Annotated in this window: 20 protein-coding genes and 1 tRNA gene; 10 read left to right on the top strand and 11 right to left on the bottom strand. The window is 43.5% G+C overall.

Annotation, left to right across the window (positions count from 1 at the left end; genetic code table 11):
- Nucleotides 1-199 precede the first annotated feature (199 nt).
- The 6 genes from AC2FA3_RS12980 to leuS form a co-directional block, all read right to left on the bottom strand.
- Nucleotides 200-275: transfer RNA gene (locus tag AC2FA3_RS12980), tRNA-Lys, on the bottom strand.
- A gap of 366 nt (nt 276-641) precedes the next feature.
- Entirely contained in the window at nt 642-2,693 is a 2,052-nt protein-coding gene (locus AC2FA3_RS12975; RefSeq protein WP_490509930.1) for a MacB family efflux pump subunit, read from the bottom strand.
- A 90-nt stretch (nt 2,694-2,783) separates the two neighbouring features.
- Nucleotides 2,784-4,124, bottom strand: a complete 1,341-nt coding sequence (locus AC2FA3_RS12970; RefSeq protein ID WP_490509929.1) for an efflux RND transporter periplasmic adaptor subunit — start codon at nt 4,122-4,124, stop codon at nt 2,784-2,786.
- Nucleotides 4,125-4,313: 189 nt separating this feature from the next.
- Complete coding sequence (gene holA / locus AC2FA3_RS12965) at nt 4,314-5,393, bottom strand: DNA polymerase III subunit delta (RefSeq protein WP_490509927.1); 1,080 nt, start codon at nt 5,391-5,393, stop codon at nt 4,314-4,316.
- A gap of 123 nt (nt 5,394-5,516) precedes the next feature.
- Nucleotides 5,517-6,230: an LPS-assembly lipoprotein LptE gene (locus AC2FA3_RS12960; protein ID WP_490509926.1), complete on the bottom strand. Its 714-nt coding sequence runs from the start codon at nt 6,228-6,230 to the stop codon at nt 5,517-5,519.
- 142 nt (nt 6,231-6,372) lie between these two features.
- Nucleotides 6,373-9,105, bottom strand: a complete 2,733-nt coding sequence (gene leuS, locus AC2FA3_RS12955; RefSeq protein WP_490509925.1) for a leucine--tRNA ligase — start codon at nt 9,103-9,105, stop codon at nt 6,373-6,375.
- A gap of 170 nt (nt 9,106-9,275) precedes the next feature.
- Here leuS and AC2FA3_RS12950 point away from each other — a divergent pair, with 170 nt between their 5' ends.
- The 5 genes from AC2FA3_RS12950 to AC2FA3_RS12930 all read left to right on the top strand — a co-directional run bounded on the left by AC2FA3_RS12950 (nt 9,276) and on the right by AC2FA3_RS12930 (nt 12,096).
- Nucleotides 9,276-9,437, top strand: coding sequence for a hypothetical protein (locus AC2FA3_RS12950; protein ID WP_490509924.1), 162 nt, complete (start codon nt 9,276-9,278; stop codon nt 9,435-9,437).
- 65 nt (nt 9,438-9,502) lie between these two features.
- On the top strand, nt 9,503-9,760 hold the full coding sequence (locus AC2FA3_RS12945; RefSeq protein ID WP_490509923.1) for a hypothetical protein: 258 nt from the start codon (nt 9,503-9,505) through the stop codon (nt 9,758-9,760).
- An 87-nt stretch (nt 9,761-9,847) separates the two neighbouring features.
- On the top strand, nt 9,848-11,269 hold the full coding sequence (locus tag AC2FA3_RS12940) for a pentapeptide repeat-containing protein (RefSeq protein ID WP_490509922.1): 1,422 nt from the start codon (nt 9,848-9,850) through the stop codon (nt 11,267-11,269).
- Complete coding sequence (locus tag AC2FA3_RS12935) at nt 11,266-11,640, top strand: arsenate reductase (protein WP_490509921.1); 375 nt, start codon at nt 11,266-11,268, stop codon at nt 11,638-11,640. Before AC2FA3_RS12940 ends, AC2FA3_RS12935 begins: the two co-directional genes overlap by 4 nt.
- Nucleotides 11,641-11,736: 96 nt before the next feature.
- Nucleotides 11,737-12,096, top strand: a complete 360-nt coding sequence (locus tag AC2FA3_RS12930) for a hypothetical protein (RefSeq protein ID WP_201612019.1) — start codon at nt 11,737-11,739, stop codon at nt 12,094-12,096.
- A 91-nt stretch (nt 12,097-12,187) separates the two neighbouring features.
- Here the strand turns inward: AC2FA3_RS12930 and argB are convergent, their stop codons facing one another.
- From argB to AC2FA3_RS12905, 5 genes are all read right to left on the bottom strand, one after another.
- The gene (gene argB / locus AC2FA3_RS12925; protein ID WP_490509920.1) at nt 12,188-13,099 is read right to left on the bottom strand and encodes an acetylglutamate kinase; all 912 of its coding nucleotides are present in this window, start codon (nt 13,097-13,099) and stop codon (nt 12,188-12,190) included.
- 135 nt (nt 13,100-13,234) lie between these two features.
- Entirely contained in the window at nt 13,235-14,968 is a 1,734-nt protein-coding gene (locus AC2FA3_RS12920; RefSeq protein WP_490509918.1) for a phosphomannomutase/phosphoglucomutase, read from the bottom strand.
- A gap of 109 nt (nt 14,969-15,077) precedes the next feature.
- Nucleotides 15,078-15,542: a dUTP diphosphatase gene (dut, locus tag AC2FA3_RS12915; RefSeq protein WP_490509917.1), complete on the bottom strand. Its 465-nt coding sequence runs from the start codon at nt 15,540-15,542 to the stop codon at nt 15,078-15,080.
- Between the two features lie 146 nt (nt 15,543-15,688).
- Entirely contained in the window at nt 15,689-17,092 is a 1,404-nt protein-coding gene (gene mgtE / locus AC2FA3_RS12910) for a magnesium transporter (RefSeq protein ID WP_490509916.1), read from the bottom strand.
- Nucleotides 17,093-17,199: 107 nt separating this feature from the next.
- The gene (locus AC2FA3_RS12905) at nt 17,200-19,233 is read right to left on the bottom strand and encodes a UvrD-helicase domain-containing protein (RefSeq protein WP_490509915.1); all 2,034 of its coding nucleotides are present in this window, start codon (nt 19,231-19,233) and stop codon (nt 17,200-17,202) included.
- 943 nt (nt 19,234-20,176) lie between these two features.
- On the opposite strand from AC2FA3_RS12905, the gene ndhC reads away from it, so the two are divergent.
- From ndhC to nuoF, 5 genes are all read left to right on the top strand, one after another.
- A complete protein-coding gene (gene ndhC, locus AC2FA3_RS12900; protein WP_490509914.1) occupies nt 20,177-20,806 on the top strand; it encodes an NADH-quinone oxidoreductase subunit A in 630 nt (209 codons plus the stop codon).
- A 127-nt stretch (nt 20,807-20,933) separates the two neighbouring features.
- Nucleotides 20,934-21,602 (top strand): NuoB/complex I 20 kDa subunit family protein, encoded by a 669-nt coding sequence (locus tag AC2FA3_RS12895; protein ID WP_201546587.1) that lies wholly within the window; start codon nt 20,934-20,936, stop codon nt 21,600-21,602.
- Nucleotides 21,603-21,742: 140 nt separating this feature from the next.
- Nucleotides 21,743-23,518: an NADH-quinone oxidoreductase subunit C/D gene (gene nuoC, locus AC2FA3_RS12890; protein ID WP_490509913.1), complete on the top strand. Its 1,776-nt coding sequence runs from the start codon at nt 21,743-21,745 to the stop codon at nt 23,516-23,518.
- 171 nt (nt 23,519-23,689) lie between these two features.
- Nucleotides 23,690-24,199: an NADH-quinone oxidoreductase subunit NuoE gene (nuoE, locus tag AC2FA3_RS12885; protein WP_490509912.1), complete on the top strand. Its 510-nt coding sequence runs from the start codon at nt 23,690-23,692 to the stop codon at nt 24,197-24,199.
- On the top strand, nt 24,196-25,620 hold the full coding sequence (gene nuoF, locus AC2FA3_RS12880; protein ID WP_149489630.1) for an NADH-quinone oxidoreductase subunit NuoF: 1,425 nt from the start codon (nt 24,196-24,198) through the stop codon (nt 25,618-25,620). Before nuoE ends, nuoF begins: the two co-directional genes overlap by 4 nt.
- The last annotated feature ends 5 nt before the right edge of the window (nt 25,621-25,625 follow it).

Here is a 25,625-nt window from a genome sequence, read left to right as displayed (position 1 = left end):
ATTAAAAGTCAACTGCTCTACCAACTGAGCTATCGGCCCTGAAGAGTGTATAAAAAAAGCACTGCTTTTTTAACTCTGCAAGAGAATTTACATTTTCGTAAATTCTGTGAAGCTTTCTAAAAGAGAACTTCTTAAACTTTCTAACTTATTACGCTACTACCGGATAGGGTAGCATACATGATAAGGATAATACTAAAGATGGTGGGCCGACCGCGACTCGAACGCGGGACCAATTGATTAAAAGTCAACTGCTCTACCAACTGAGCTATCGGCCCTGAAGAGTGTATAAAAAAAGCACTGCTTTTTTAACTCTACAAGAGAATCTTACTTATTAGGTAAAATTCTTAAAGCTTCATTTCTTTATCTATTCATGAATCAATATCAAAAGAGACAATAAGCTTGTTTACCCGTTTAGATTATTTGTATCTCTAAACGTGAGAGCACATTATATATATAATTATGACAATTACAACCCCGAATGTTGAAAAAAGTGCAAATCCATGTGAATTAATCCTATTTTTTTAAATTTAAGGCTTAATGGGTTTAGAGATATCCCAAAATCCTAGCAATTAGATGTTTTGAAGCGTAAGTTTTAAACACTTGGACTTAAACGCGGTATTCATTAATGCACTCAAAATGTTTTAATCTCTAGACAGTGCTTCTACTGGATCTAGTTTGGCGGCGTTGCGTGCCGGCAAAAAGCCAAATACAACCCCAATAAGCGTTGAGCAGACAAAGGCGGCAATAATAGAGGTTGATGAGTAAATGACTTTGAAACTATCGCCGCCGACACGGTTAATCAGCTCACCAATCGCAAATGCCATGCCTATACCCAATAGTCCGCCTAAAATACAGACCAAAACGGCTTCAATCAGAAACTGCTGCATGATATCGCTTTGACGCGCACCGACGGCCATACGTACGCCAATCTCATTGGTGCGCTCGGTCACTGATACCAGCATGATGTTCATGACGCCAATCCCACCAACGATTAATGAGATAACAGCAACCGATGAGATAAGTAGCGTCATCGTGCCTGTGGTTGATTCAATGGTCTGACGAATAGAGTCTGAGTTAATAATATTAAAATCATCTTTACCATGGCGACCTTCTATTATGTCGGAAATAGCTGACTCGGCTACACTAGATGAGACACTATCATCTAACAGTGCTATAAAACTATCAATATTTGCACTACCAGTTATACGTGACATCACAGTGGTATAAGGCATATATATGGCGGGTGTCGTGCTACTTGGTCCAAAGCCACTGTCGCTGGCTTCAAGGACGCCAACCACGCGTCCAGGCACACTACCGATGAGTATGACTTCTCCGATAGGGTTATCTATATCTGCAAAAAAAGCACTCTTGGCATTGTCATCGATAATAATATCTTGACTGCGAAGGTCGATACTTTGCGAATCGAAACCTTGACCTAATGCCAGCGTCTTACCAGTGACCTCTAGATAATACTCACCAACACCATTGATGGTCGAGTCTTCCTGCACGCTGCCATAGCGTACACTAGAGCTGGTATTGACTTGAGGGCTTACATTGGTCACATACGGTTGACTGCTGACCGCTTCTGCATCTTCTGGTGTGAGGTTGTCGTCATTATATTTACGTCGCGGGTCGCCTCTAGGGTAGCCGTCATTGACTGTGATGGTATTGGTGCCCAGTGAGCTAATATTTGCGAGAATTTGCTGCTGAGAGCCTTGACCAAGACCAACGATAGACACAACCGCAGCGATACCGATGATAATGCCTAACATGGTCAGCAAGGTGCGCATCTTGTGTGCAGCCATGGCAAGTAAGGACATCTTAAAAGCTTCGAGCAAACGATCCACAAAACTTCCAAAGGCACTTTTACGATGTCCACCAAGTATAGATTCTGGGTGTTGATTTGTAGGTTTATAATGCTCAGTTTTATAATCAGCAATGACATAGCCATCTTTTAACTCAATAACCCGTTCGGCTTGGGCCGCAAGTTTGGGATCATGAGTGACCATGATAATAGTATGACCTTTAGCATTTAGATCATGTAGGATGGCCATGACATCTTCGCCAGATTTACTATCTAGCGCGCCAGTTGGCTCATCAGCTAAGATAACATCGCCACCATTCATAAGGGCACGAGCAACAGATACACGCTGCTGTTGGCCACCTGAGAGCTGACTGGGTCGATTGTTTACCTTTTCACCAAGGCCTAGATCGGTCAAGAGTTTTTCGGCACGGTTAATTCGTGCCTCGGTATTCATGCCCGCATACACGGCAGGGACGGCGACGTTGTCTTTGGCACTGATATCGCCAAGTAGGTGGTAGCGCTGAAAAATAAAGCCAAAATGTTCTCGGCGTAACTCAGCCAGTTCATCTGCCTCTAGTTTGTTTGCTGATTGACCATAAATCTTATATTCACCTGCTGTCGCCTGATCTAAGCAACCCAAGATATTCATCAAGGTTGATTTACCTGAGCCGGATTGCCCAATGATAGCGACCATTTCACCTTGATGAATGGTCAAATTGATATCATGCAATACGCGAATAGTTTGCTCGCCGGCAGCAAACTCTCGAATAATACCCGACAGCTCCATAATGGGCTTGTCAGCGGTAGATGTAGTGTTATTCGGTGAGTTGGTTTCTATCGAAGCGCTAGTGCTGTCGGTCGGCTGTTTAGCAGATTGAGATATAGTCATAGCAATGTCTTTAATCAAAGATAGTGAGTGTCGTGATGAAAGGGCTAATATTTTTAAGCCCTTTTATCGTTAACATAGTCAAAGAATTAGTTACCTCCTTGGAGTAGCACCAGGTATACGAGTACGACCACCACCGTTACCTGAAGCGTTGGCACTACCTTCGCCGATGATAACCTGCTCACCTTCTTTCAAGCCACTTAAAATCTGCGCATTTACTCGATTATCAATTCCTACTTCTACTGTACGAGGCTCTACGGTACCGTCATCACTTAGTACGCGTACAACCTTGCTGGTTTTTGCTTGACCTTCAGTTTGATTTTTCGCGGGTCTTTCTTTTACTGCCGCTGATGGCACAAGTAGCGCATCTTTGGCTTGGTCAATGATGATATAAATCTGCGCGGTCATATCAATTCGGAACAAGCGGTCAGGGTTCGGTACTTCTACGTAGCCGACATAATAGATAGCAGCGTCCGTTGAGCTGGTACTACTGATTTGCTCTGGAGCAGGCTCGATAGCAGTCAACGTCGCATCATATTTTTGGTCGGGATTGCCAATTATATTAAAATAGACTGGCAAGCCTGCTTTGACGTTAATGACGTCGGCTTCAGAGATTTGCGCATTGATACGCACGGTGGATAAATCGGCTAAGGTGACGATGGTTGGTGCGGTTTGATTGGCATTGACGGTCGACCCTTGCTCAGTGGTCACCGATACCACCGTCCCTGATATGGGTGCACGAATGGTGGTATAGCTTAAATCTTCCTGCGCGGTACTGACGTTGGTCTGAGATTTGCGCAACGCGGCTTGCTGGCTATTGATATTCGCTTCGGTGGTAGCAATCGCCGCTTTTGCCGTCTCGATGGCAGCTCGGGCGTTAGCAACCGATGCCTGAGCGGTAGCAACCTTTGTCGCTTGCGTATCATAATCCTGCTGCGATATCGCATCGATAGCCAATAAGCCTTGTAGGCGCGAGAAATCTGCTTGTGCTTGTTTGAGCTCAGCTTGACGGCTGGCAAGATCGGCATAGGCACTTTTTAGACTTGCCTGACGGCTTAGCGACTCGGCACGGGCACTTTGTAGCGCCGCTTCACTTTGCTCAAGGCTCGCTTGCTCATTGCTTAAATTATTCTTCTGCGTCACCTGATCAATCTGCGCAATTAAATCGCCTTTTTTGACTTCATCACCGACGTCAACAAACAGCCGCGTCACCTCACCCGATACCTGCGCACCAACATCGACGGTATTCAACGCTTTTACTTTACCGGATGCCATGACGTTATTTTCGATATCGCCAATCTCAGCCGTCGCTGTTAGATAGTTGGGTGTGGTTTCTTTTGGCTTTAGGGTTTTGTAGGCTAAAAACCCTAAAGCGATGATGACGAGGGCAATAACGCCCCATTTAATAGCAGACTTCTTGCTCATTTTGCGCATGACAACAATCCAATCACAGTTAAATCAAGTGTAGCTATGATAGAGGCTTGATGGACAAAAGGGAATGGCAATTAGTTTGCGAAACGTTAAGAGGAAAAATCGCGACGGTAATAAATGTTAAATTTTAGACAAAAAATGACCCTACAGAGAGGGTTAAATAATGAAACGTGATGTTTTATCGTTAATGAATTATTGTGCTTTAAACAAACGTTGCCCTGATAGCTCAAGTGCTGCTTGTAATAATAACTCCCATGCTGGCTGGCGCACCAAGCCCTTAATTGCTTGGTCACATTTATAAAGCAGAGCTGGCCAAGTTGCAGTTTGTACTTTTAAGTGGCGTCGGCAGGCTTGTTGGTATAAGCCTTGCTTGCTACGCCAAATGCCAAGGGCTTGCGGATCTTGTCCATTCATTAACTGCATAATCTGCCGCATATCTTTACTGATTGCCCATAAAACCAAAGTTGTTGGCTCATCAGTCGCTTTCAGCTGAAAAATGATTTTAGCAACTTGGGCGCTATTGCCAGCAAGCATCGCATCGGATAAATCAAATACACTGAACTGGGCATCGCTGACCAATGCTGCTTGTAGATCATTAATATCTAATGCCACGTTTGTCACAGGCTGGCTTGAGGTGCTTGCAGAATTAGCATTTGTGATATCAACCTCGGCCATCAATTGCGGCGCAAATAAATACGATAACCGCCACAAGGTTTGATACGCACTGAGCAGATGGTGTTCGGTATGTGACATCAGCAGCTGCCAAGCTTCTTGCGATAATGTTAAGCCAAACTGCTGGGCTTGTATCTGCAATAACTGCTGGCGCTGCTGCTCGTTATACAAATTGCAATCGATAACGTGACCATATTGCGCAAATGGCGTAAACCATTTGCTGGTCTGCGCGCGTTTGTCTTGCTTTGGCGTCAACCATAATAAGCTATGGCTATGCGCTCCTGTCTGCGCATCGACGGCAAAACGTTCGAGCTCGGCAATAACGGCTTTATCAGGTTTATGATTGCCAGTCACGATAAGCGCACTCGCATCATCGAATAAAGACTGACTGCCAAGCTCTGATAAGACCTCTTGCCAGCTCTTAACTGACACCAGCTCGATACGCTTAATGGCGTAATTCTGCGCGCGCCAATGCGGACGCAGCGCATCGATAAGCCATTGACTGAGCAACGGCTCATCACCGTGCGCCAGCCACAAGCCCGCTACTGCAACGGATGGTCGTAGTAGTTTTGGATAAGCTTGTATAAAGGTGTCTTGCATAGAGAGAATGACACAAGGTTATGAATAGGGGAGTAAAGCTGCCATTATTTAAAAAAGTACTTTAGAAAAAGAGCCATTTAAATAAAGGCAACTTTAACAAAGGTGTTATTAAAAACAGCAACATTAAGAACTCGGTACGATAACGGCGGTGGATACTGAGCCTTTACCATTTTCCTTAGCGGCACTGTTAGGCGCGACTTTAGGCAGTGCAATCGCCACATATTGGTCGGTAATTCGGCGCGCTAAGCTATCGTAAAGCCAATCACGAATTTGGTCGCCCTGCTGATCATCGGTACTCACCGACGCTTCGTTATATTGGTAGCTACGCTCAACTTGGATAGGGTTGGTAAGCGTCACAGGTTTGCCATTTTCCACACTTTGATAGCTGACATCTGCTGATATCACCAAGCGAATTTCTGTCAATACGCCAACCAGCTCATAACGCTTAAAACGTATATTATTAACGGCAATAGTAGAGATGGTTTCAGCACCCAGTTTTTGGTTATTGCTAGCCACATCAGCTAAAGTCATGTTATCAATAACCTCGACACCTAGTGATTGTAGGCGTCTGGTCAGTGGACGTTTCAACGGAAATGAGGTGCGATTGTCTTCGATAATCACCGCTGTCTTAGCAACATCAAATAACATCGATGCATCATAGCCGCGTAGCTGAAAACCGCAACCACTGAGACTGGCACCTGCTCCCAAAACTGCGAACATTGGCAAGGCAGTCAGTAGCGCTGTTGCTAGTTTTTGGACGCCTGATTTATGAGTCATGGTGCTTTTTCCATCTGATTTTGCTTGATGTGCCTGCAAAGCTTGGTATTTATACGACATAATCGCTATCCTTATTTTTATAAGAAGACCTCAAACGCAATTTCTAACAATGCTTGTTTTAAAAACCCTAGGTTTGAAAACGCTGCCTGTAAGATCACAACGTCTAAAAACCCAGTATTTGAAAACTTAATGTTGAAAAGGTCTAGCCTGCAACCACAATATTAACCAGTTTATTCGGTACGACGATTTCTTTTTTAATATCACCAGTAAGGAATTTTGCCACGCCTTCAAGTGCTTTTGCTTGCGCTTTTAGCTGCTCAGGGTCGCTATTAGGAGCGACATCCATTTTACCGCGCATTTTACCGTTAACCTGCACCACCATGGTAATTAGGTCTTGCACTAAAGCGCTTGTATCGACTTCTGGGTAGCTTAGGGTAACGGTATCCATTCCTAGTTGCTCAAGCAAATGCTCACCAATGTGCGGCGCGTATACCGATAGAATAATCAATAAATCAATCAATGCTTCATGCTGTACTTGCAGATCTTGCTCACTGCTAGCTTTAAAGTTACTCAGCTCATTGGCAAGTTCCATCAGGCTGGAAACTGGCGTATTAAGTGCTAAGCGTTTACCCAAGTCACTATCAATCTTGCCGATAGTTTCATGGGTCTTACGGCGTAAGGCTTTGGCTTCTTTGCTTAAGTTATCGGTATTTAAGGCGTTATTATTGAGCGTACTATTATTAAGCTCATCAATGCTTAAGTTGGCAGCAGCCAGTGCTTGCATATGCTCAGAAGCAATACGCCATACTTTTTTCACAAAGTTATAAGGGCCTTTTAGCGCATCGTCTGACCATTCAAGAGTTTGGTCAGCAGGTGCAGTAAATAGGGTATATAAACGAACGGTATCCGCGCCATATTTGTCAATGGTAATTTGCGGGTCAACGCCATTATTTTTTGACTTTGACATTTTTTCTATTTTACCAATCGTCACTGGCTGACCGTCTGATTTTAAAATGGCTTTAATCGGTTGACCGCGCTCGTTAAAATCAATATCGATGTCTTCGGTGAAATAATAAGTGGTACTGCCATCGGCATTGACGCGGTAGAATGTACCGGCAAGTACCATACCTTGGGTCATCAAATTGGCAAATGGCTCATCGCCTGATACCAGGCCTTCATCGCGCATGAGCTTATGGAAAAAGCGGGCATAAAGTAGATGCATAACCGCATGTTCGACACCGCCGATATATTGGTCGACAGGCAGCCATTTACTGGCAGCAGATTTATTGACCATGTTGGTCGTATCATGTGGGCTAGCAAAGCGCGCATAGTACCAGCTTGATTCCACAAAGGTATCAAAGGTATCGGTTTCGCGCTCAGCAGGATTGCCACATTTAGGACAAGTGGTATTGACAAATTCTGGGATGTTTTTTAGCGGATTACCGCGACCATCAGGGACGACGTTAGTTGGTAGGATAACTGGTAAGTCCTGCTCTTCAACCGGCACCGTACCGCAATGCTCACAGTTGACCATTGGGATAGGGCAGCCCCAATAGCGCTGGCGAGAGACGCCCCAATCACGTAGACGGTATTGAATTTTTTTCTTAGCCAATTCTTGTGGTTCAAGTTTGGTTAGCATCGCTGCAAACGCTTGCTCAAAATCCATACCATCAAACTCACCTGAATTGACTAAGGTATTGCGTTCGGTATAGGCACGATTACTTTCCGTGTTACTTGCTTCGGCATCAGCTTCTACAGCATCGAAATAGCCAGCAGGGATGTCAATCACTTGCTTGATAGGCAAATTGTACTTAGTTGCAAACTCATAATCACGCTCATCATGGGCTGGTACTGCCATGACCGCGCCTGAGCCATAGCTCATGAGTACATAGTTGGCAACCCATACTGGCACTTCTTCACCAGTGAGTGGATGAGTGACGGTAAGACCGGTATCCATACCAATTTTTTCGGCTTTGGCCAAATCCGCTTCAGCAACTGAACCTTTTTTGCACAGCGCATTAAACTGGGCAATAGCGTCGTCATTTTCAGCGGCATATTGTGCCAATGAATGCTCAGCGGCAACGGCGACATAGGTGACGCCCATTAAAGTATCTGGACGCGTAGTGAATACATCTAAGGTACTGGTTTCGCCAGCAAGCTCATAAGGGAAATGAACTTCCATACCGGCACTACGACCAATCCAGTTACGCTGCATAGTCAGTACTTCAGAGGGCCAGTGACCTTCTAACTGGTCTAAATCATCAAGCAGCTCATCGGCATAATCGGTGATGTTAAAGTAATACATTGGAATATCGCGCTTTTCGACCGCCGCGCCACTACGCCAGCCTTTACCGTCAATAACTTGCTCATTGGCTAACACGGTATTGTCGACCGGATCCCAGTTAACGGTGGCAAGTTTTTTATAAACCAAGCCTTTTTTGTATAACTGCAAAAATAACCACTGCTCCCACTGATAATACTCAGGGCTACAAGTGGCAAATTCACGTGACCAGTCAATAGACAAACCAAGCAGTTTTAGCTGCGCGCGCATGCTGTCAATATTAGCAAACGTCCATTCAGCAGGAGGTGTTTGATTGGCAATTGCGGCGTTTTCAGCTGGCAAGCCAAAACCATCCCAACCCATTGGTTGCATCACTTCGTAGCCTTTGAGGCGATAATAACGGCTCAGTACATCAGAGATCGTATAGTTACGCACGTGACCCATATGCAGCTTACCGCTTGGGTAAGGGAACATCGACAGCATATAACGGCTTGGCTTATCGCTTGGCTCATTGCTCACTTCAAAGCGCTTGTCAGTTGCCCATTTGGCTTGCTGCGCGGCTTCGATGAGTTGCGGCTGATACTGGGCGTTGTCGATAGAAGTATTATTGGTATGGGTAGTATTAGCAGTTTCTGCTGTCACGGCGTTGCTCATAGTTGGCTCGGAATAGGTTGTTACAGATAAATTGGGTAAAATTTTATAATGCCATAGCATAGCGTAATTTGGCGAAAATTGCGATTGATTGTGAGGTTGTTATAGTCGAGAATAGTTGATTAATCGTTATAAACAGATGATATTCCTATCAACTATAAAGTAGATAAAACATGAGTGAAATTATTCTCAAGCAACCAGTCAGCTTACTTAACCGTAACGTCAAATTTGATTTGAAAGCTTTTTTTATTCAAGCATCGTCCACTGTAGCAGGCACTGCAATTCAAGTTGCTACCGTAAATCCTATTGGAGCATTGACAATCATCATATATTAAGTCAAGAGAATCTATTAAATGAATCCAATCTTCTTCTCATATTCGATGGTTTGGATGAACTGTCAATGCAAGGTGCCAACTCGAAAGAGGTGGCAAACAATTTCACAGAAGAATTGAAAGAAGTGTTGAGGGAAAAGAGGAGTTTGAACTGGAAAGCAATTGTTACAGGTCGTGAATTATCTATACAACAGCAAAAAAATAAATTAAAAAAGCAGAAAACGATTTTATATTTATTACCATATTTTATTAACGAAGATGATAGGGATGGGTTTGATGATCCTGATAATTTATTATTAAAAGATCAACGTAACGAATGGTGGTAGAGTTTTGGTGAGCTGAAAGGTCAGGGGTATGACGGATTACCCGAGATACTAGCAACTGAACATTTAGAACCTATAACGAAGGAACCTTTGCTTAACTATCTTTTGTCGTTAAGTTATCTACGACAGGATATAAAATTTACATCAGATACTAACCTTAATCAGATATATGCAGATTTACTAGATTCAGTACATGAACGAAAATATACAGGTAGCCGTACTCATACTGGAATAAATAATCTTGAGAAAAATAATTTTATACGAATTCTCGAAGAAATTGCTTTAGTAGTTTGGCATGAAAATGGTCGTACTGCTAGCATTGATAGGATTATGGAACGATGTAAAGAGGCTAATATTGCAAGCTATTTTGATGAATTTAAAGGTGATGCGGAGTCAGGCGTTATTCGGTTACTAATGGCGTTTTATTTTAGAGAGTTTGATGGTAGTCAAGGAGATAAAACATTTGAGTTTACTCATAAAAGTTTTGGTGAGTATCTGACAGCAAAGCGAATAATGCTAGAATTAGACATAATGTTAGATGAAGTCGAACGTGGAAGAAGTCGTGCAGGTTCAGGCTGGACAGTAGAGTATGCATTTGAAAAATGGATAAAAATTTGTGGTGCCCAATATATCTCCTATGAGTTAAATCGATTTATAGGTGGTGAGCTTAAAATAATGATGTTAAAACAGAACGGACTAGAAAAAGTAAAAAAATATCAGAGTTTAATGATCGAATTAATACAAATGTCAGTAAATGGACAATCGCCTATAAAAAACCTTAGTTTAAGCTCTTTTAAAGAGGATTTAACATATAGCAATATAGCTGAAATTGATATGTTAATAATACATTCACTATGTGCCAGATATACTAATGATGTAATTAAAAACGTTAAATATAATGATGAAAAAGCCTTTGATAGCTGGATACATAGGCTAGATTATAATATTGACGGGCAATTTAATCATTTAGATCTTAGAAAGTGTGACTTAAGAAATATATTCTTAGGTTGTAATTTTGACTCCACAATACTAGATGATGGTAACTCGCTTTTTTCCTCCTTTTTTATGTCGACATTTAAAAATGCAAGTCTTAAAAATGCCAAACTATATGTTACTAACTTTGAAAATGTAGACTTTGAAGGTGCAAATTTTGAAAACGCAAAACTTGTAGAGTCTTCCTTGAAAGGTGCTAATATAAAAAATGTTTGTCTTTCAGGTGCTAACTTAGAAAGAACGAATTTTACTAAAGTCCAAGCTGAAGGCGCGGACTTCATGATTGCCAACCTTGAGGATGCTAATTTGAATGAAGCAAATTTTACGAATGCTAATTTCGTAGGTGCTAATTTTAAAAATGCTAATCTTAATGGCACCGATTTCACTAATGCAAACCTTGAAAATGCGAACTTTGAATGCACTAACCATGAGGATGCTATTTTCATTGGATCAAATTTAAAAGGTACTATTTTAGAAAATATATACATATCAGAAGAGAAATTAGAGGAAGAAAAATGACCATCACTATCTACGGCATCAAATCATGCAGTACGATGAAAAAAGCCTTTACTAAACTTGATGAGCTAGGCGTCAGCTATGATTTTCATGATTATAAGAAACAAGGCATTGATAAAGCAACGCTACAGTATTGGGTTAACCAGCTTGGTATCGATAAAGTACTGAATAAGCGCGGAACAACATGGCGCAAGCTGACTGACGAGCAGAAGCAAGCCGCTGATAATAACGTCAATAACGCCATAGATTTGCTGGTAGAAAACACCAGTATGATCAAGCGTCCGATAGTTGAAGGTGAGCGGACAGATAACAATCAGCCGATACTATTATGCGGTTTTAATGAAGCTGAGTTTGAGGCGGCTTTTTATAAATAAACCGTTCTCATAAAAACGCTATCAGTTTGGCACATTATAAATTATTATTAGAATTAAGTTTGCCAGTTTATAATGTTCAAGGACGAGGAGAGGGTTATGAAGAAATTAATATTGATTGCTGCGCTTGCCGTTGCACCATTGATGGTTACAACCGTACAAGCAGCAGACACATCTACCAAGATTACCTTTGCTAAAGACAGCTATTGTGGTAATTTTAGTGGTAACCTTAAAAACGGCAAAGTATTTCGTTTATGGTTACTGTCCGATCAAAACTTAGTGATTCGTAACGTCGGTGACGACCAAATTAATGTCGCTTATGTCTCAGGACCAAATGGTCGCTTAAACGGCGATCGCTACGAAAATGAAAACTCTTATATCACCCAGCGCAAAGGCAATCACCATATGAAGGTGTATGGTAATAGTAGCCATAGTAATGTGGAGTTTTGCGCTTATTAAACGCTTCTAAGTTAAGCAGCTTTGATAAATAAAAAGCCCAAACTTAAATGTTAAGCTCGGGCTTTTTTATATGAAAAATTACCACAGCTCGCTAGCTCATTGACGAATCCAAATCACGGCTAATCAAGGTGCCGACGCCTTCGTTGGTGAAAATCTCTAACAGCGTGGCATGCGGCACGCGACCATCGACAATAACCGCACTTTTTACGCCGCTACGTACCGCATCAAGTGCGCATTGAATCTTAGGAATCATACCGCCCGAGATAATACCATCTGCAATCAAACCATCAACTGTCTTTGGCGTCAATCCAGTCACGACTTCACCATCACGACCCAATACCCCTTTGATATTGGTCAGTAGCATAAGCTTTTCTGCTTGTAAAAACTCTGCGACTTTACCCGCAACCAAATCGGCGTTGATATTATAAGTATTGCCTTCTTCATCGACACCAAGAGGGGCGATAACGGGAATGAAATCAGAGCCAATCAGCATATTAATCACGTCTTTATTAACGCTGACCACATCACCGACAAAGCCCAAATCAACGGGAACCGCTATACCATCAGCGCCGATTTTTTCCATCATTAACTTTTTAGCTAGGATTAAATTAGCATCTTTACCGGTCAGACCAATGGCGCGTCCACCGTGCTTATTGATTAAGCTGACGATAGATTTATTGACGCTACCGCCGAGCACCATCTCAACGATATCCATGGTGCTTTTGTCAGTCACGCGCATGCCGTCGATACGATCAGATTGACGACCAAGCTCTTTTAACAAGTTATCTACTTGTGGACCACCGCCGTGTACAACTACGGGATGCATGCCGACGGTTTTTAATAAGACGATATCACGGGCAAAGGAGCTCTCAAGCGCAGGGTCGGTCATAGCATTGCCGCCGTATTTGACTACAATGAGCTTATCAACAAAGCGTTGAATATAAGGCAGCGCCGTGGTTAATACTTCTGCGGTAATTTTGGCTTCATCCAAATTAAGCGTCATGACAAGCTCCTAAAAGACAGGGTTTAGCGGTTGATTGATTGAGAGTTTTTGTTTCTTGCTAGTATTCTCGAATAATGCGCTTTCTAATTAGATGTTCTCTAATAAAAAAAAGGTAAAAAATCAGTTAAATAATAGCTATTCAGCAACGATAGATAGTATTTGAGTGACTAAATGCTCGTCAAATGGGCGGCATAAAGCGGCGAACCTCGTTTGAATTTCGATAAGATCATCGATACTATCACCGGCAAAGCGCACGGTCAGATTTTGACTGGTATTTGATTGACGCAATACGCCAAACCCGCGCGCAAAATCCAAGCGTACCCCATCAATACAGCTTAGTGTTGTGCCAATTGGCAAGAGCTTTTTTGCTGCTTCTAAAGTTATAGCGTGTTTTTGAGCAGAACACGTACAATGCGCTGGTGCACAGTTGATGACAACGTGATCATTAGAATGAGTCGAGCAAAGTGCTGTGACTGTTATAAGTTGTTGTAAATAAAGACATAGACGGGTCAGCTGCTCGACGATTGAGCACTTTGTCAAAGCTGTTTCTGGCAGCGGTAAATAATGGTCAGCCGTACTGACGATAACCGGTAAACCATCAATAATATCGGCTAATTTTTTTATACCAGTCGGCTTGGTAGACTGTAGTTTTGCTAGCCAATGAAGCAGTCTTAACGCGGCATACATGGCATCATCATAAAGTATAAAGCGGCTATCATTAAAAATAAAATGCCCAGATAACTCACCGGCAAAGACAATTTGACCGCCAGACTGCTGCATTTGTTGCCGCATCAAACTGCTACCTGTTTTACTAATCACAGGCGTTGCGCCAAGTTCAGTAATGAGCTTTGGTAAATGATGACAGCATTTAATATCAAAAAGCACTTGAGCGTTTGATAATGACTCATTTAACGGCTGAGGGCACTGATTGACAGCTACTGTTGCCAACATATAAAGAAGATGGTCAGGCGTGACGACTTTGCCATTATTATCCACCACCATTAACCGATCGCCATCACCATCAAAGGCGATACCTATATCTGCCTGATGCAGAAGTACGCTTTGTTGTAACTGATTAAGACGCTGCGGCTCAGTAGGATCCGGATTGCCGGCAGGAAAATCACCGTCTGGCGTATCATTCAGCATAATGACACTTTGGCAAAAATTGGTAAATAAAGGCTTGGCGATATTGCTGGTTGCGCCATGCATACAATCAATCACCACCACTAAATCAAGTTTGGAGGAGGGTGTATGACTATCTTTTGCGCTTTGGCTATTTGACTGGTTGTTATATTGATAAATTTGCTTAAAAACTTGTTTAATAGCGTCGATATAAGCGCTTGCGACTTGATTAACAGGTAAATGTTCCTGTTTATGATAAATAGGCTTATCAATAGCGACTAAAAAATTATCTTGTGCGTCGCCGCTAGCTAGCTGCTGATAGAGAACTTGAATGTCTGCGCTGCTCGGAGAGGTATGGTTGACTAGCCACTTGACCCCTAAAATGTCTTTAGCGGAATGACTGGCAGTGACAATAATGCCATGCCCCTGATATTGCTCCGCCCAAAAAATCATCATGGGCGTGGTAACAAGACCTAATTGAATGACCTGTATACCTTGCTGGGATAACACATCAGTAAGTGTTTGGGCAATGGTATCGCTACCGCAGCGTACATCATAACCAGTGACGATGATGGTTTTTTTGTTAGCGCTTTGGCTATGTTTTTCGTTATTAGTTTTTTGCTGAACTCGATAAAGATGAGCAAATGCGTGCCCCAATGCGTGAATAAAGTCATTGGTAAAATGCTGGCGCGAACCACGAATATCATAAGCACGAAATAAGGATTGCTGCGCAGCAAAAGATGGCATCGCTTACTCTCCTTATTGTCGTGATAAATGGGGTAATGGTGATTATTAAATTACTATGATTTCTAGATTGCCATCATGATAAACAATTAAAATGATAAATCAGTACGGACTATTGACGACCAGAATGTCCAAAACCGCCCACACCGCGCGCACTGGTATCACTAAATTCTGCCACCAATTCAAACTCAGGACGAGCAACCGGTACAACCACATATTGCGCCATACGCTCGGCAGGATTTAACACAAAATCTTCATTGCTGCGATTCCAAATACTGACCATCAGCTCGCCTTGATAATCGGCATCAATCAAGCCGACCAAATTACCCAAGACGATACCGTGCTTATGACCAAGACCTGAGCGCGGTAAAATCATACCCGCAAAATTAGGGTCTTGGATATAAACCGCTAAACCCGTGCCAATCAAATGCGTCGCACCGGCTTTAATCGTCAAAGGCTCGTCAATACAAGCGCGTAAGTCGATACCTGCGCTGCCATCGGTTGCGCGTGTCGGTAGCGAGAAAGCTTTATCTTCAGTAATCTTGGGGTTTAATACTTTAACTTGTACAGCTTGCATAACACACTCACTTAACGATGTAATGGTTGTATAAACAGAATGAATCACATTTTTAACTTTTAGTTTTTAAATGCTTAACAACAACTATTTTTATAAATAGCTGCTGATTTCTAACTTTTGGTTTTTAACTTTTCATAGGCGATTGACTAAAGAATCAGCACGCTTGCCAAGCCCAAGAACGACATAAAGCCAACAATATCCGTTACGGTGGTCAAGATAACCGAGGCGGATAGCGCAGGGTCGATATTCATACGTTTGAGCATCAGCGGAATACTGATGCCTGAAACGTTGGCGGCGGTCATGTTAATCGCGATAGCCAGCCCAATGACAGCGCTGATTTTAATATCATGAAACCACAATTGGGCAATAAACGCCATGATTATCGCCCATATGATACCGTTTATCGCCCCAACCCACAGCTCTTTATTGAGTAGCCACAAGCGATTTGAACCACCGATTTGACCCATTGCCATACCGCGAATGACCACCGTCAGCGTTTGCGAGCCTGCAATACCGCCCATACTAGCAACCACTGGCATCAGTATCGCTAGCGCCACCACTTTTGCTAATACTGCTTCGAACTGCCCAATCACCGCCGCGGCCAGTAGCGCGGTGCATAAATTAATACCGAGCCAAATACTCCGACTCTTGGCACTGGTCAAAATAGGGGCAAACAGCTCTTCATCTTGGCTGACACCAGCAAGGTTTTTCATGGTGCTATCGACATCGTCTTGGATAATCTCCATGATATCTTCGCCATTTAATTGACCGACCAGCTCGCCATGACTGTTAATCACAGGCGCAAAGCGAATGTCTTCTGAACGGAAAATCGCTGCCGCATCTTGAATATCTAAGCGATCATTGACAGTGATGGCGCTATCGATTAAATCAGCGACTAAGGTGCTTTGTTCATGCTTAATTAAATCAGCCAGACTTAATAAGCCAAGCAGTTGCTGGCTTTGGTCGACGACCAACAGCTCTTGGCTCTCGTCATCGAGCAAGTCCGCATTTTCTCGCAGCCAGTTTTGTACTTCTGCAAGGGTGATATCGTCCCTGATCTGAATGAGGTCAGGATCCATATAGCTGCCAACTTCCCAGTCGGCATAGGTATCAAGCTTATTAACCTGAATGCGAATATCTTCATCCAAAGTCGCCATCACCGAAGTACGCACACTTTCGGTAACGGTATCTAGAATCTCGGAGATATCTTGCGCATCAAGGTCTTGTGTAAAAAGTGATATCTCTTTTGAAGAGACGTTTTCTAACAGCGGCTGGCGTGTATCAAACTCTAACTCCGCAAGCACTTCACCTTTGATATCTTCTGGCACCTGTGCCCATATCAATAAACGGTTTTGGCTAGGGAAAGATTCTAATAAGCTGGCAATCTCATATTCTGATTGCTTTTCTAAAAACTCAGTAATCGCCTCGTACGCCTTGTCAGCAACCAAACCTTGCAAATACAGAAGCTTATATTCGCCGCTCGACTCTGCCGGATTATAGTCGCCTTGTCGTGTCAATGGTCGTTCAGGATTCGGCGTCGAGGTGGGCATAAAGGTTCCAAGTTTTTCAAAAGTGTAAATAAAAAGTTAAGCTTAGCGCTTATTTTAAGCGCGGTAAGCATAAGCATAAGCATGAGCGGCTTTTCTAAGTGCTAGGCTTAGCGATTCCCTAATAACGCGCGAATATTGGCCAAGTATTCATCAGCGACAGCTTCTGGATCTTTGCTGGCTTTTTTCTTTTTCGCTTTTGCTGGCCAGTCGATATGTTCTTCTGGCAACTCATCTAAGAATCTGGATTCAGACGTCACGCGCATTTGACCGCCCGCGCGGCGCTGAGTGGCGAGCGTCAAGGTTAGCTCACGACGGGCGCGGGTAATACCTACGTACATCAAGCGCCGCTCTTCTTCGACCGTCTCGCTCAGGATAGAGTTGCGGTGCGGTAGCATCTCTTCCTCAAGCCCCATGATATAAACAAAATCAAACTCCAAACCTTTTGCCGCATGTAAGGTCATGAGGTTCACTTTATTGGTGTTTTCTTCTTCTTGCTGTTGTTCGAGCATATCAAGCAACACCAGCTTACGAATGATGGTATCAATGGTGCGGTCTTCATCTTCTTCGGCACGATTAATCAGCGATTGAATACTGGTATAGAGCATATCGATATTATCGATGCGGTTTTTTTCTTGTTGTGGCGTTTTTGAGTCACCGCGAACAAAATCAATATAACCAGTCTCATCAATCATTTGACGCACGATAGGTACAGGATCAGGATGCTGATCGAGCTCACGGGTATAGTGGCCAATAAAGTCGCCAAACTCTTTTAAGGTGCCATACGCTTTAGACGGCAAGACGTGAGCAAGCCCGGCATGGGTACAAGACGCCAATAACGAGATGCTATGCTCTTGTGAAAATAAGCCAAGCTTTTCGAGCGTTGCCGGTCCCATTCCACGCTTCGGCGTATTGATAATGCGTAAAAATGCACTGTCATCTTCAGGGTTAAGAATCAGACGCAGATAGCCCATGATGTCTTTGATCTCACTACGGGCAAAGAACGATTGACCACCCGATAACTTATAAGGCACTTGCAGCTGGCGTAATTGTGCCTCTAGCATCCGCGCCTGAAAGTTACTACGATAAAGAACGGCATACTGTTCCCACTCATTACCAAAACGCAGTTTATGCGTGACAATCTCTTTTGCAACGCGCTCTGATTCATCATCGTCATTACGGCAATTAATAATACGAATTTTCTCGCCTTGACCTTTATCTGACCAGAGTTTCTTTTCAAATAAATGTTCGTTATTGGTAATAACGGCGTTGGCAGAGGTCAAGATACGCGTGGTTGAACGGTAATTTTGCTCAAGCATGACGATTTTAAGCTTTGGAAAATCTTCTTTGAGCAGCGCCATGTTTTCAGGTTTTGCGCCGCGCCACGCATAGATAGACTGATCGTCATCACCAACGACAGTAAAGCGCCCTTGTGGTCCGACCAGATATTTAATCATCTCATACTGAGCGGTATTTGTATCTTGATACTCATCGACTAATAAGTAGCGAATACGGTTTTGCCATTTATCGCGCAGCTCTCTGTTTTCACGTAATATTTTGGTTGGCAGGACAATCAAATCATCGAAATCAACAGCGTTATAAGCCCGCAAATTGCGCTCATATAATGCATAGAGGGTGGCAAAAATCATATCTTCCGGATCGTCTAAGGTTTCCATCGCCTTGTCCGGCTCAATCAGGTCGTTTTTCCAGTCAGAAATCATTTTTATCGCTTTACCAACCAACTCGCGGCTTTCCGCGCCACTTAAGTTGTCACGCATCATTAGCTCCATCAGCAAACGCTTGCTATCGTCGCTGTCCATGATGGAAAAGTTGCCTTTGAGTGGGGTATGAAGCAGCTCATAACGCAAAAACTGTAGCCCAAATTGGTGAAAGGTAGACACCGTCAGCCCGCGGGTTTTTTCACTCGGCAGCAATTTACTGACACGAGCTTTCATCTCACGTGCCGCTTTATTGGTAAACGTCACCGCCGTGATACGCTCGGCTGGCATATTACATTCTTCGATCAGATACGCAATCTTACGTGTAATCACCGATGTCTTACCGGAGCCGGCACCTGCTAGCACAAGCAATGGACCAGATACGTAGAGCATCGCTTCTTGTTGTTTGGGATTAAGTTGACTCATAAGGTGACCTGTAAGACAAAAGCAAAAAAAGAAAGCAAAAATAGGCTAGCGCTGATTAAGAGCGGCTAAATCAAATAAATACTGCGCGTATTAAGCAAATGGATAGAGCAACATGACAACATAGCGTTATGGCTTATTGTGTCATCTCGATATCAAAACATGGCATCGATAAGGGTATTTAAACCATCCGCTCATTAAGCGCATCGCAGTTAATATTTTGTGACAATTAATCATAACCGCTGTCATTAAAACAGCCGCTGATATAACCATGAAATTCGGTGGGTCATTATAAAGCAAAAACCCTATCTTTGGGTGAGGAGTTAGTAGATGAGTGCGCAGTAAAAAAGCGTTTGGATTGCGCGACTTACACTATATATAGCAGTGACTTTTTAGAAATATGGATTTGGGCTTAATATAAGGTAACGTCTATATCATAGTTTGTGGTAAAAAAAACATATTTTTTTTGCAGAGAAAATGACCGTTCAATGCAGTTAAAAACTAGCTTTTGATTACCGATATGCGTATAGTACGTAAATAATTTATGCCAGTTGTCACGTCATTGTTGACCACGTGTAATGAGCTATTAAATCAATTAAGTAAGCGATTGAATACGATATTGATTTAATACGTTGATCTTACGTTGTTAAAAGATGCGTTAGGCGACCAGCCTTTTTATCCGTGTACAGAGCGGAACATCTACAGTTGGTCATGTCTGACATCGTCGTCAATAAGCTTGATAATTGGTTATTACCAGCACAGTAGCTATAATAGTCATTGATTGATCATAATCACTGAGTTATTTAAACAAATTTACTCAAATAAAGTGACTCAATGACAGTTACTTTGTGTTTTCGTCTGCGTTATGCCTGTCGCCATTACCACCATTATTTGTGAGTATTCGCGGTGCGCTTGACACTCGATTGGGTGAGGAGCACGTATTATCATGTCTGCTTTTAATTGGTCAGCAATTGCTTTTATTTTAGCCGCCATTGGGCTAGTTGTTTTTATGCTGGTCGTTCCGCGCTTACTGGGCGGTCGCTCTCATGGCTCACAAAAAGAAGAGATATTTGAAGCGGGTGTTGTCGGAGCTGGCAACGCCCGCATTCGTTTGTCTGCCAAATTCTATTTGGTGGCCATCTTCTTTGTCATCTTCGACTTAGAAGCCCTGTATTTGTATGCATATGCAGTGTCAGTGCGTGAGACGGGCTGGCTTGGCTTTGCGACAGCCGCGACTTTTATCGTCGACTTGTTGATTGGTCTGGTTTATGCCTTGAGTTTAGGTGCATTGAACTGGGCACCAGCAGATAAGCGCCGTAAACAAGCACGTTTATATGCCGCTCCAGCAGGTTTCAATTTGGCAGATATCACCAAGTTTGATGGCGTTGATGAGCTGATGGTCGACCCGACGGGTAAAATACCGGCGCAGTCATCTGGTCAGATTAATGTCTCGAATAATATTGAAACCAATCGCCGTCATTTGCAGAATATCGATCATAATATTAATACTACAGGCAATGTTACCTCCGTGGATTTTGCCACTTCTGCGCAACAAGAAAATGCTAAAGGCGTTTAAAGCTAGTTGCTTTTGGCTATCTTGCTGCAGTTGTACACCAGAATGGTTACTTATTAATAATAGAAGTTATGGCGATAATAATATCAATCTGATTGCTACAAGTCGCTTAAAATAAAGGTTGTATGTTATGAAATACACATTAACAAAAGCCAACCCTGATGCAGATATCTATCCTGCACAGACTAGTCAAACGGTCAATGATCCGCTCGAAGACGAAGTCAATAAAAACGTCTTTATGGGTCGTCTTGAAGACCTTGTCCATTCAACAGCAAACTGGGGGCGCAAGCACTCACTATGGCCATTTAACTTTGGTACTTCTTGCTGTTATGTCGAATATGCCACTACCTTAACCGCGGTCCACGATTTATCACGCTTTGGTGCCGAAGTTATTCGCGCCTCGCCGCGTCAGGCGGACGTGATGATTGTCGCTGGTACCTGTTTTGTGAAAATGGCACCGGTTATTCAGCGTTTATATGAGCAAATGCTTGAGCCAAAATGGGTCATCTCAATGGGTGCTTGTGCCAACTCGGGTGGCATGTATGACATCTATTCAGTGGTACAAGGCGTGGATAAAATTATCCCTGTCGATGTCTATGTACCCGGTTGTCCGCCGCGTCCAGAAGCCTTGATTCAGGGTTTGATGCTGCTACAAGAGTCTATTACCAAAGAGCGTCGTCCGCTGGGTATTCATGTCAATGAGCAAGGTATCTATCAGCCACAAATGACGCCTGAGCGTGACCGTAAGCAAGCAGATCGTATCGCTGTGAAAAACTTGCGTAGCCCAGATAGTATCTAGCTATAAGTTATTTAATAGTTAACGTTATAGTTTGGCTCAATCATTCATAATCCGTAAAAGTGCTCAGTACGCATATATTCATCGTAGTTTGGTTATGTTTAACATAGCTCGGTTATGATTAATGAAGGAAGACATCATTCATGGTCACGGTAGTTGAAAACATCGATCCTAAGATCAAGCCTGTTCCAGCAGTTATCAAAGAGCTGGAAGAAAAATATGCCGGTAAGTTTGTCGTACAGCACACAGTGGATGAGATTCCAACGGTGTGGGTGGCGCGTGCCGACTTATTAGACATTCTATTATACCTGCGTAAATTGCCAAAACCTTATGTCATGCTGTTTGACTTATCAGCGATAGATGAGCGTTTGCGTCAACATCGCCAAGGTTTGCCTGACAGCGATTTTACGGTGTTTTATCATTTGATGTCGCTTGAGCGTAATAGCGATGTGCGTATCAAAGTCGCGCTAAGCGAAGACGATCTCAATGTACCGAGCGCCACCAAGATTTGGCCAAATGCCAACTGGTATGAGCGTGAAGTGTGGGATATGTTCGGTATTGTCTTTAGCGGTCATCCACATTTGACCCGTATCTTATTGCCAAAATATTGGGAAGGTCATCCACTGCGCAAAGAATATCATGCGCGGGCGACTGAATTTACCCCGTATTTCTTGAATACCGCCAAACAACAATACGAGCAAGAAAACCTGCGCTTTGTCCCTGAAGAGTGGGGCATGAAACGCTCGGGTCGTGATGAAGACTTTATGTTCTTGAACATTGGTCCTAACCATCCATCAGCTCACGGTGCTTTCCGTTTGGTACTGCAGCTTGATGGCGAAGAAGTCGTCGATTGTATTCCTGATATTGGCTATCACCATCGCGGCGCCGAAAAGATGGCTGAGCGTCAGACCTGGCATTCATTTATTCCTTATACCGACCGTATTGACTATCTCGGCGGCGTCATGAATGAGCTACCGTACATCATGTCGGTTGAAAAGCTTGCGGGTATTACAATTCCGCCGCGCGCTGAAACCATTCGTGTGATGATGAGTGAGTTTTTCCGTATTACCAATAACTTGCTGTTTGTCGGTACCTTTATTCAGGATGCGGGCGGTATGACGCCGGTATTCTATATGTTTACCGATCGCCAAAAAGCCTATGACGTCATCGAAGCTGTGACTGGTTACCGTATGCACCCAGCGTGGTTCCGCATCGGCGGCACAGCGCACGATTTACCGCGCGGCTGGCAGCGTTTGGTTCGCGAGTTCTTAGACTGGATGCCAAAACGCTTGGATGAGTATGTCAAAGCAGCACTGCAAAACAGTGTGCTTAAAGGTCGTACCCAAGGCGTTGCGCAATATAATACCAAGCAAGCATTGGCGTGGGGCGTTACTGGCGCAGGCTTACGTGCGACAGGCTTGGATTTTGATTTGCGAAAAGCGCGTCCGTATATGGGCTACGAGAACTATGATTTTGAAGTCCCAGTCGGCTATAACGGCGATGCTTATGATCGTTGTATGGTAAAAGTAGAAGAGATGCGCCAGTCGCTACGTATCATCCGTCAATGTATGGATAATATGCCACAAGGCCCTTATAAGGCAGATCACCCATTGGCAGTACCACCGCCAAAAGATCGCACTCTAAACGATATCGAGACCTTGATTAACCACTTTATCTCCGTCTCTTGGGGTCCTGTGATGCCAGCGGGTGAGTGCACCACGATTGTGGAAGCGACCAAAGGTCTAAACAGTTATTACATCACCTCAGATAAAGCGACGATGAGCTATCGTACCCGTATTCGTACGCCGACGTTTGCGCACCTGCAGCAGATGCCATCAGTTATTAATGGTTCGCTAGTCTCCGATGCCATTATGTATTTGGCATCGATTGATATTGTGATGGCTGATTGTGACCGCTAGACGTTGACGGTGATGCGTTTATCGTCATCATCGTTTATAAATGCTAGATGTTAAATATTAAAAGTAAGACACGTTCATTAATATGTTATCGCCAAACTGGCACACCAAAACGCTGTCATTGCGCCATAAGCGCAACCTTAACAGTGGGCTGAGTGAGGAAAGAAAAAGATTATGAAAATTGTTTCCGATAAAATGCCAAAAGTAGATGTGGCAAGTATTTTAACCGCTGAAGAAATTGCAGCTATCCACGAGTTTATGCATCATTATCCCCATCCACGAGCAGCATCTTTAGATGCGCTAAAAATCGTGCAAAAGCGTAACGGCTGGGTCAATGATGCACAAGTCAATGCTATCGCCAATATTCTAAATGTGCCAATGACAGATATGGATGGGGTGGCAACCTTCTTTAACCGTATTTATCGTCAGCCAGTTGGTCGCAATGTCATCCTTATTTGTGATTCAGTGGCTTGTTATCTAACCGGTTACGAAGCGCTAGCCGCTGAATTAAAAGCGCAGCTGGGCATCGACTATGGTCAGACTACCGCTGATAACCGCTTTACGCTATTGCCGATTTGCTGTTTGGGTAACTGTGATAAAGGTCCTTCTCTCTTAATCAATCAAGATACTTATGGTCCTGTGCAGCCTGAAGAAGTCGCCCAATTGTTGGAGCTATACGCATGAGTTTAACGATTTCAGAGCAGATTGCTCGTCGCGGTCAAGGCAAAGCGCCTAGCCAATTAAATGACCAGCGCATTCCTGTTTATGGCGATAAGGCTACCGCTACCAGCGAAACCAAACCGCTTACATGGCGCCTCGCACATCACGATGCGGTATTGGATTTGGCCACTTATGAATCGCTACGTGGTTTTGAAGCGCTAAAAATGGCCTTAAACCAATCGCCAGACGATACTTTGAATACCATTAAAGAAGCTGTGGTAAAAGGTCGTGGCGGTGCAGGTTTCCCAGCAGGTATCAAATGGTCGCTAATGGCACCACCCGATGGTGGTCCACGTTATCTCGTCTGTAATGCCGATGAGATGGAGCCGGGTACCTTTAAAGACCGTTTGCTGATGGAGCGTTTACCGCTACAGCTTATCGAAGGTATGCTTATCTCTGCCTATGCGATTGGTGCAACCGCTGGTTATATCTTTATTCGCGGTGAATATATTTTAGCAGCAGAGCGTTTAAATACAGCGCTTGAAGAATTGCGTGCCAATAACTTAGTCGGCGACAATATCTTAGGGTCAGATTTTAGTTTTGATTTACACGTCCATACCGGCGCAGGTCGTTATATTTGCGGTGAAGAAACCGCTTTGATTAACTGCCTAGAAGGTCGCCGTGCCAATCCACGTACTAAGCCACCATTCCCACAAGTTGCAGGTGCATGGGGACGTCCGACGGTAGTCAATAACGTTGAAACCTTACATAACGTTTCAGCGATTATTTTGCATGGTAGTAAATGGTATCAAGATTTACCAAAAGCCAAAGGCGTGGTCGAAACTCCGGGTACCAAGCTATTTGGTTGTTCAGGTCTAGTTAATGATCCCGGTCTGTGGGAGCTCCCATTTGGTTATACGGCGCGTGAAATTATCGAAGATTTCGCTGGTGGTATGCAGGAAGGCAAAAAGCTTAAAGCATGGCTACCGGGCGGCGCATCAACAGACTTTTTAACCGCTGACCATTTAGATACCGTCGTCGATTTTGACACCATTCAAAAAGCCGGTAGTCGTATGGGTACGGGTTTATTAATGGTGGTCGATGAAGAGCAAGATATGGTGCCATTACTGCGTAACCTTGAGATTTTCTTCCAACGTGAATCATGCGGTTGGTGTACGCCATGCCGTGATGGTCTACCGTGGGGCGTGAAAATATTGACTGCCATTAACGACGGTCAAGGTCAAATCGGTGACGTTGAGAAACTAGAAGAGTTGACTCGTGATTTATGGATCGGTAAAACTTTCTGCGCGCATGCCCCAGGTGCGATGGAACCATTGATGAGTGCTATTAAATATTTCCGTCCTGAGTTTGATCAAAAAATTGCGCAGGCGGTTGGTGAAGATGTCATTGAGGCTGCAGCCAATCAACAGCCAGAAGTGAAATAAGGAGA

The organism is Janibacter sp. CoH_79_TC_3, from assembly GCF_058197955.1.
This window is presented reverse-complemented; position numbering and strand designations above follow the sequence as displayed.